This window comes from Legionella qingyii, from assembly GCF_003184185.1.
In genome coordinates, this window is sequence record NZ_QHJG01000024.1 from 65,049 (window position 1) to 75,900 (window position 10,852).

A 10,852-nucleotide genomic window follows, 5' to 3' on the forward strand; every position below is an offset into this window, starting at 1 on the left:
AGAGAATGTTCACCGCGTGCGGGATACTTGGGATAAGACTACTATCAGCCGCAAATACCAAATTACAAAAACTGAGTTCGTAATGCTTTATCGCAAACCCCTGATCAGTCACAAAAACGGAAGTGACCTAAGGACCCAATATGGAATCCAGGACACGAATTAAAAATATAGTCGGTGAAATGATTGCCGGGTGTTTATTAACGTTGACGGAATCCACCATGTCCCTAGTAAAAGAAACGTAATAGGCCAATGCGTAATTGCTGATTTTTTCTGAAATCAAAGAATCCACCTAAAGAAAAACAACCACATTACCAACGAAATAATCGTTACTATCGTCCTTAAAAGTAAGTCTACGGGCGGAATGTTAATCAGTAAAGTCGATAAAAATATGAATAAAGAAGTCCTAATTAAGAGTACGTTTGCTCACGTTAATAAGTACTTCCACTTTGCTTAATGTAAAGCCGATGTCATCCGGAAAAACATAGTTAAATATTGAACAAGCAGTCGAACGAGTTATATGATTCACGTAAAAGTCCGGCGCTGATCAATAGCAAGAGGAGATGGACTTAGGGCCAATTCAAAAACGGCCCTAAAAAAAATCACCGATCCAATTCAGGCTTTAGCGTTTGACGAAGTTATATTTGCACCCACTTTTCCTTACATTGGGCTCGCAAGGACAGTGGTTAAAGAACAAACAAGTTCAATCGTTTTTACCAGTTTCGTAAGAAAGGTTTTATGCTATCGTAATGAACACATTTATTTAACTACTGAATTTCAACTCTTTTCATACTTAATATTCATGGTTAATCTTTTTCATTAACTCAAATAACCGTTTGTAGAACTACTTTTCGAACTAAACCACGTTAATTCGTTCTAACGGACGAAAAGATTTATAGTAAAAGTAGCAAATAAATGACGAATATGTCCAGATAGTGATGTTGTCATATAAGCAACCGAAGCGGATTTTGCCCGTCGGGTAGTTAATTAACAATTATTCCTATTTTGGTAAGAACTTTAACGTTATTTACGCCCTAAGCTTAGGGTACTTCGGAAATGAGCACACAAATTTGTTCGAACACCAGACTCGGGTTCACTTAAATCTAACGTAAGTTTAACCCCAAGAACCCTTTTAGGTGGCATAAAAAACGGCTTTGTTCCATTATAGTTGTACTTACATAATTAGTTTCTATATGGTCGCTTTGCAAACCGCCATAAACTTGTAGCTCCAAGTGGACGTTGTAACCCGCTCTCACAGTTATTCAATTAAGTAACCCGTTTTAGAGTTAGTTATTTGGATTTTGGTTTTCGTCCCCTTCGCAAACCTAAACGAATACTGCTGGGCTTTCATTGGTTAGGACGTCTAAAAGCAAAACTGAATCCTTAATGACATGGTCTCGTTTATTTTTAACTTCCCGTATAGTAACTTTTCATAGAGGGACGTCCTGCAATACGACACCGTCATGTATTCCCAAGTGCTCTACGGTAACCCCTGTGACAGATATCAAATATAGCACTGACCAATGGATTAAGCCCACTTGTCAATCCACTGAATGGGACATATAAAACGATAATGTTGAAACTGGTACTTCACCGACTTTGTCTCGACGAATGTCTCACAACCGACAATAATTTTATTGACGAGTACTATAATTCTAGACAACTGTTAACGAAGTAATCAGATGCAAAGCGCGAAATACGGACTTTCTACCAGGTTTTTTCACTGGTAGAGAGTCCTAGTTTGGTGCCCTGCAAACTTATCTTTATCTGACCAAAAGTCTCTACGCATCTTCTAAGGCATTATTTAAGGGCCCCATGCAGAACACGGAAGTAGGTTCGATACTCGAATTGAGACAACGGTTCACCGAAAACGGGACTTATCTAGTCCATTCAGTAAACGTCAGAAAAAATGAAGAACTCCATCTCATTTGTTTAGGGCTCAAAAAACTATTATGTGTGGGTTTCCTTGACCTATTAGTCCTTTTCTATTTCTTCGTTCAGCGTAGCGGTGTCGTTTCAATGAACCTAGTACAGCTATTTATGGCTGTAGAAGACGTCTTTGCGACCACTTGAGAAGAGGGAAATGTACGTTACGAAAGAGAAAAACGCGTGGTATTTCGTTTCCAACAGGAAGAAGGTTATAGTGGCACAAGAGCCGCGCTAACGAAAATTCGCGTTTGAGCAGTTTTCGTGGTACTAACTTTTATAATGTTAGGACTATTTAAAGGTGTTTTCTTGTCGGAACCACAAGGACGCGAAAGAAATTATACCAAGGGTTTACTTACCCCAGAAACAGATGACGAGCTCGATATTTTGATCGTGGGCGTCGATTTCGGTTTCATTCACCTAAGTGACCAAGTAATCGGTGGGGAGAACCGCTCCAAAATCAGTGAACCGGAAAGACACTTCATCCACTTTTAACAGGAAATCAATTAGGTATATGGACTAATAATTTATTATTTTATAAGTGCAAATGTAATGCCGCATTTTATACCTAGTCTACTAATGGTGGTTATGAATTTCGTAGGGGTAGAGGTCATTAATGGGTGTGTGTGTCTAGTAGGGAGTCGCGAAAATTAGGACAACGTTGGCGTCAACGAGCTGGTACTTACCATACTTTCGGTATTCACAAGTACATTATTCCGTTAGCCGGACGTGTTGGATAAGGCCTTTATTTCTGTACGACAAGACCACCATTGGGGTTTAGTCCGTTGTAAAAAACGTTCCGGTAGTTTTAACGTATTAGTGGTGTCGGACCTGTGGTCGCTTGAAGTAAACGTAATCGTTTTAGAAGCGCAAATATCAACAACAAGTATCAATCGAAGGCGAAAATATTACAAGTGGTCTACTGACTGTCATTTTCCGACCGGTAAGCTAACTGATTAATGAACACGTAGTTGGTTTATTCATCGCGCTTATTGAACCGTATTAACAGGTCTCAAATTAAGCCGCTGTTTATGGAATAGCATAAAAAAGTTTTATCCCGGATTTAGTAATCCGTTACCTAAGTCTACTGCATTTACGTGCATTCGCTAGCGGTGGGGAACAAGGTTTGTAACGTTTTGACGACTGAAATTTGACGGTATGCATGACGGGGTCGGTTAATTTTACTAACCACGTAATCGTAGGGGAAGTTGCCAGTTCCCGCATATGAGGACGCGTTAAGGTAACTAAAAGACGACTGCATTTACATGGTAAAAAACCACTAAAAGGCGTAGTATCGACTGTGCCGGTAGAAGTGGAACAAAAAGGTTCGGGGGGTTAACTACTTACATGGGGCCTCAGGGACCGAATAAGGTTGAAGCTGAATTTTTGAGTAGGGCTCATTTACCAAAACCTTTTGCCAATTTAAGTTAAACGCCATTAAAATTTCTTCTATGGAGTCCTTAAAAGGTTCCGAGTCGTCGTAAACGGTCTATTCGTAGGTTATTATGTTAATGACCTCAGTATATGAATTAGCGATTTATTTTACGAAGATTTTGGCATAATTTTGTTAGACGCCGTCTAACGCGCCGATTATGGCCGTTCCCACGAAGTGGTACTGCAGGTATTTCACGGACAGCATTTAGTGAAACTGAACAAAAGCAACCATTTGGCCATCTTCGCGGACGCGCAACTTGTAGTTCGTTCTGATTTCCATTAAGTCGGTGATGCCGGTCTGGATTTGAAAGTGAAAAATCTAGATTAGGTCCAGGACTTCAACATCAATTTCGGTTAGAGGGTGGTATACGTCGAGGTTATGTTCGTGTCTAGCGTCGTTAAAGTAGAAGCCGAACTTCTTCAACGTGAGGTTTTAGTCTATTAGCACGTGTAAGTACCTCCTAACGACTTCTTCCGCATTAGCCTATGGGGCTTTGATTGTAACCATGAACACACCTTCATCGGTCCCATCGTTCACGATTTGGATGACGAAGTTGTGGACATTAAACGGCTATAAGAGGGCGTGGAGCTAATTGAAGTGGATCGTATATTAGAGCCGCTCAATTGAGATTTCAGTAACGTATTAACATAGGCCGATTATTTCGGTTAACTAACCGAAATCGTTGTTGTCGTAAGCGAAACTTAAAAAATCGTTATTTGCGAAGCGTACGTCGTCAACCGTTTAGTTTATTGGTATTTTGGTTTGGGTTTTGTATTTTCAAAAACCAAAAACATCGAACTCCAAATCAGTTTAGTTCGCTTCTATGCCGAACGTTCCAAACCCACTAATTTCCTTTACTTTGTTAAACTATTACAAGCCGTGTTAATAGCTCTTTTGAGAATAGGTAAGGGCGAAAAACGGTTAGAAAAAGGACTATTGACAGAAGTAACTATTAGTCATTTGGCGGAACTAAGTCTACAACGTCCCTTAAAAAATTACGCCGACCTAAATTACGTTGTTCGTGTAGTTCGCTAAGTGGGCGCCATTTTTATCGTACGAGCCGGTAGCGGTCAACTTTTGGTCTTTGAGGGGGATGTCATGGACGCCCCCGGGCTTAAAGACGTCCTTTTAGTCCATTTCAGGCGTGTAGTGCTGGCCATTCACGGCGTGATTACCACTCAACAAGGGGGTGATTAACGTGTGGTAGCGGACTTAGGGGTCATTATGCTTATTGTTACTGCAGTCTACAACTGTATTTCAGAACGAAGGACGTAATCAACTGCGTACACAGAATGACGGAGAAAGTATGGTGTTTTATTTCGAGCCCGTTATTAACGTACCGGATACAATTCAAGTACATTAAGAAAATATCTGCGATATCCAACATGTAATACTATTAATTCTGGTACTGGACGTAATTGTTAGTTTAAATTTGACCGACGTATGAGGCGTCGCAAAAATTAAGCGCGATTAAGTATGACGACGACGAGTTGTAGTCATCGTAGTCGTATTGTTGGTCATACGTTAAGTTAGTGTCCCCGTGGTTATAGACGACGTCGAAATTAGACGTGTACTAGACCCAGTTATTTATTTCTATGGAGTGATGGGTACCTAACGTTCGCAGCGTGACGTACAAGATGACTAAAGACCACGCAATAATGTAGGTCGGGGGGAAGACACCAATTAAGGAGTGCAAAAAGACCTTGGTTTGTTCATACGAGCCCACTTTAAAGAAGACGTTTTAGTTCGTACCGTAGCCATTGACGGTTAAGTTCTAAGTAAGCACAAACGTTCTGAACAAATTAGTTTGCGTGTAGTGCTCGAACTTATACAGAATCTAGAAGAGAGTATACGTCTCATTATGGTAGTCGTGGACGAAGGAGGCGTAGGTATCGACGAACCTGTCCTAGTCCTATTGCCCATGGTGCACGGACAGCGTGTCATCGATATACTAGTTATAACTGTGGGTTATCATAACCGAAGAAGTAAGATGTGGAATGTGTATTTTATTTCTCATATTTCAGGTAAGACCGGATTTGAGTTCAACGAACTTTTGTATTTATAAGCAATCTAGTCAATTTACGTCATTTTTAGGTACGTTAGTTTGAGGACGGAGGTTGAGAAATAAAGTGAAGCCGTTCTATGTTTCGGGAACAGAATTAGAGAGCAGGTGGGTCTTCTACTAGATAGCGAACTGCGTATTAGTAAAAACGACTAAATTCTATCTCCTGGAGTAAATTCAATAAAACACGGTTTCGTTCTTATACGAGGGGGCCTTAAGGGAACGACGGTCCTTATTTTGGAAGCGGACGCTGTTTAACCATTGTGCTTAGTCCCTGTTAGTTTAAACGACAAGAGCGAAGGACACAATTACTTTTCCTTATTGGTGTACGTACTTCATTTCGGGTGAGTTTTGCGGAATTATTCCGAAGTTATTGATTAGCAAGGAAACGGTTGCATTCCGGTAAATTTCATTTGTTTATTCGTAGTTTATTACAGCTCAGTCTTATTAACGCTGAATCGCGTATTATTTCTTAAAGCAAATATATATTTGGACGCTTTTCACTCGGCGGACTATCAACTTCACTACCGCTCCATGAAAGTTGTCAAACACGTATTATAGCGAGTGCCGCGAGCTGTTCTAACTAGGTATTGCCTCATTTTCCAACGTTTTCCCGAACGAAAAATCCCCATGCGGGCGGGAACATTTCCGTAACATATTGAGGATCGAGTGCACATTTTTTTGACTGAACCCGTGACCATAGGGGTCTGGTAACAAACACATTTTTGGTTCGACGATAACAGGATCAACAGTATTGGATTAACAAAATTATATGCGAGCAGTAGGCTGGTCGGACTAAAATGGAATGTGGTCGTGACATTCTTATGAAAGAATGGATTGTCAAAAAGGTATAGGTGAGCGCGTAAGCAACGGTAAAGGAAATTAAAAACAGGGAATAGTGGTTACTAGTAAGCAAACACTAACAGAAATAGCTGCTCTTAGTCACGCACTTATGCATGCTCGCGCGGAAGTAGGAATATACTAAGTTACAGATGTCATTGTCTTATTCCATTAAGAACAGGCGTTTTCGCCTTTTAAAAAAGTGCGTCATTAAGGCGTGTATTCTTAAAATACCCGGCTAGCCAGTTAACTAGTAGACCTTTATTTACTCCGGGGAGTCCGTTTATTAAGACGTTAAAAAGAACGTTAAGTAGCTGGACATGGGGACAAAAACGACTATAACCTTATTAACGACGTTTAAGTACAAAAACTGAATAAACGAGATAGGTCCCATTGTTGACTCGAAATAGTAGTTAAAATAGGTGAAATAAGTGCTGATCTTATGTTCCATGAAACCGAACAAAATGATTTAAGTTTTGCATAAGTAGAAGAAGAACGGTTACGCAAGGTAGTTGATTTTTTCGTTAATGTAGTTGTAGTGCGTTCTGCGATTAGCGTCAAAATAAGTAGTACGCTAAGTAACGAAAAAATCAAGGGACCACTTAAGGTCCCCATAGATGTATTTGTTTAACTATTAGTGGAAGTCATGCATAGGGGTTTTATGACACGGCTCAACAAACACCGAAAGAACTCCATTATGAATGAAAAACGACGTATTACGTTAATTCTTCACAACTAAATGGATGTAATCCGGACGGTTGATTTCGCTATATTGGTGTTATTGATTAGTAATTTTATATAAGGACAAATAAAAATTTTGTAAAATAGTCACTGTGATATTTTATAGGTCTAAACATCACAAAGATGAACTATAAAGTGGTTTTTTGGTTCATAGGACACGTCATACACTTGTTTCCTATCAAGGTTACAGAATAAAACATTGTAGCTTTCCGGTGTGAGTTGAATAGCAAGGGAATCGGTAATGTGGGAGATCGGTAGTTCGTGACGGATGGTATTGTCCTTCAGGTAAATCGTCGCTTCGTCCTTGTCATCATATGCCAGTAATATTATACCTTATGGAGGAAGGTCCCCCTCTATCCGACGCGAATTAGCGGTTAGTACTATTTTTTTGTCACGTCGACTACAATAAATGGATGTTCCGTCTCCATTAAGTTGACGAAGGTCCTCTAGCGAGAAGAAGTAATCATCGTTTACAATAATCATTTTAAGTAGCGATGGCGTATGCACGTCGTTCAATGTCGGTCGGTGAGTGAAGACGTGTTCTTGTTTTTGACGACGAACGATTACTTACGTAACTAAGAAATTTTTTTAACGATTTTTCTCTCGCCTCTAATTGGTCAGTCCTAGTGCTTCCGGTACTTCGTGACTCTTTTGTTCACTAGTTTTAATAGCCGATAACAAGGCTAGTTTTGGCGAACAATCGTTGAAGTGGTGACTATAGGCTTCCGTGGAACCCTTTGTATGAAATACTTCGAGTATTTTACCGTGTTGTAATAAGAAAATTAGCACAGATAAGACACAGCGCTGTTCTAGTTTACCTGAAATCGGTACAACATTTTTTAGTACTTCTTTTTGTTGGTACGGACCACACCCTATCGCTCGAAGTATATCCCGTATCGTCGTTTCTAAACCTACTACGTAATTCTCGCTAATCACTGATAATGTTTAATAGAGGACGTCGTTTGGACTCGTTATAGGGACGTTTAGCTAAACGTGTTGATCGCCGTAAAAAATTATTTAATACCGCTCTACCGGTACTAACCTAGTTAATAGATCGTTATCTATGCTTTGGCCTTGTGTTTTGTCTTCATCATGTTGCTAATCTGCCAGACTGATATTGCTTTTAGTGTGGGATGATATTCGATGTTCCTAAAGGTGTTTTTCCAATGAGGCTAAATGTTTGGGATTAGTCGTTTGCGTAGTTGTCGTGGTCGTTTGGATATGAACGAGTTTTGGGTTTTTTTCGCCTATTTTACTAGTCATCTGATGGTGTACCATCAAGCTATTAATAACGACTACTTCTCGAATAGGATTAGTCCGTCCTTTTGTTTTATTACTCTAATGCGATAAAACAAGTACTACCCGAGAAGATGGGAAACGGTCTTCCAGTCCTAAATATATGAAATCCTGTTTAGTCATTTGCAGTAGAGATGAATGGTCTCGCTCAATCAGAGTCTGAACTACGCAAATAAAGTGCATAGGGGTCCAAAAAAGTATTTAAGATGTTTTCATACGCGGTGAAATAATAGGTACTAGATGCACTACTAAAAAAGTTAGTATAAGTACTGTGTGTGTAAGGTTTTAGGCTACTCGAATTTCTTGTTGTTTCGTTTTTGTCGTTTCATTCCTTAAGTGATTCTAATCGAAACCTTTTATTTCCAGAAAATCGATTACCGGTTTGAAACCTTCTTAAGTAATTTCTCGTCTAATCGTAGTCGGGAATATAGTAACGAGCTGGGTTAGTAGGTGGTTCGGTGGGACGAATACTATTAGGCACAGTAGCCAAGAATCTTTATTATGCTGTATAGCGGTCGAAAAAGTAGCTACATTCACTCGTTTTAGGTAACTAGCCATGAAATCGTTACCGTCGTATATGAATGCCGCCACCACGTCATGAACGAGGTCTCAAAGAATTTAGTTAAAATTGGTTTAATGTGAATGTACCAAATTAACGTCCTTAACTTGGGTGTGTTTTTAATCGAGTGACCTACTCAGTACCCTGTTAGAGACTTCGCTAAAGACGTAGTTACTGGATGACCGTTTCACAGCATCGGCCACCTTTAGACCTATTTAAAAAACAACTTCGCAAATTATGGGAGTTTCTTCTAGGTCGCCTCTAACGTTAATAACGAAGTAATCGTGAATCGGACCCAATACCTAATTGATTTCATTAAGGTAGTAATCCGGTACTTTACCCCCTAAAAGGAATGTGGTTAATACGGCGAAATCCACCTTTTCCACCGCGCCGCTAAATACTATGGTAATACGTAGGACCACTACTAACCAAAGAACCATGGACATTTACCAAAACGTTTTCGCAACAGTGAAATCCTTTCAACACATAACGCGGTAAAAAACTTCCTATAGTAATACCTAAAGTACTCCCAAAAGAATTGCCAACCTTTTTTTCGCCTGAGGAAAAATTCTCAAAGTCGTTTGTTTAATAACGTCGTAGACGACTAAAATGAGATCGGGATGAGTGGTAAGGTAAACAGCTTCAATCACGGGATAAATAAGTACATGGTAAGGCACCGTAATGTTTAGATGAGTGATTTTACGAACGATAAGGACCGTTATAGTCACGATATCCTCTTAATAATGAGAAGAAACGTTGTTCTGGTGGTAGTCTATTAAATTAGCGGTTAAAATCTAATAGTGGTGAAATACCAAAATGGACCGGTAAGCCTGTGAAAAGACTATTAGGTAACGAGTTAGAGACATAATTATGCCAAGCACGGAACACGGAAGGTGATAATGTTAATTACTTTTTAGAGAAATAAAACGGATAAAACCTAAAATAAAGAAAGAGACACGCGTATCGGGAATGGTAAAATCTAGGACATTATGCATAAGAACGGATACATAATCCGTCATAATAGACGTGATAACCGCTCCATACCCTAGTAAGTAAACCAAAAAACAAATGTTGTTCACGTTTTCCTTAGTGAAGGTAAACGTTGACCTAGCTATTGGTTCGGTCATGTAATTTTGTTTGAAACAATAGCAAATATCTTTCAGTTGCACCAGTAAATATAATAACCCGTAAACGTTTTCTTCTAGATTTTAATGTGCGATGAAACCTACTACGCCTTATAATAAGATCACTGGGATCTGCAATACTTAATTAGGGTGTGAGACTTTCAGTGACAGAAAATGTTTGAGAGGACCTGTTTGCGTCACTTGGGATAAATTTTCTTTTTTTAGTACTCGGCTAAAGAGTAGTACGAGGGTATAATCGCCATTTTTTAAGCTTTTCATTGAGTTTTCGGGGAAACGTTTTCCTTTGTTAGTCGATATCATAAATTGCACGAGAAACATTCGGTGAACAAAGACCACTAAATAACTTGTTATAGCATATATTAAAATTATACCACATTCTCCTATGTCTAGATACAGTTAAAGTTTTCTCTTGGATTGTCTTATAGAATGGAGACTACTCAAGCGGGAATATTTATTTTCTGAACTACGACGGTATGTTAGTTTTTATCTGTCGCCTCGTGAACCAAAAAGAAGTGGACTTTTAGTTCGTCTAGGATTAGGAAGATGTTAGCTAGACTCGGTTAAACCGAATGTATTAGGACTTCTGTATTTCTAGAAGAATAATAGGGGACGTCCCCTTTGTCACTGGGTACTTTAACCATGACTCAATCGAGAACTCGCTCGGTAACTTCTTCTTGCCGTCGACGTTTATGTTCTTCTTTAGTGCTACGTCCTTGCTTCTTCTCCAAAAGATAAAGTAACCGACGAGCGCCTTCTTCGGCTTCGTTTTTTTCGAGTTTTACTCAATTAACTCTACGTTGTCCTCTTTTACGATTTTGGGTTAGTTGGTTGACGAGTCTTTTTTTGCTGAG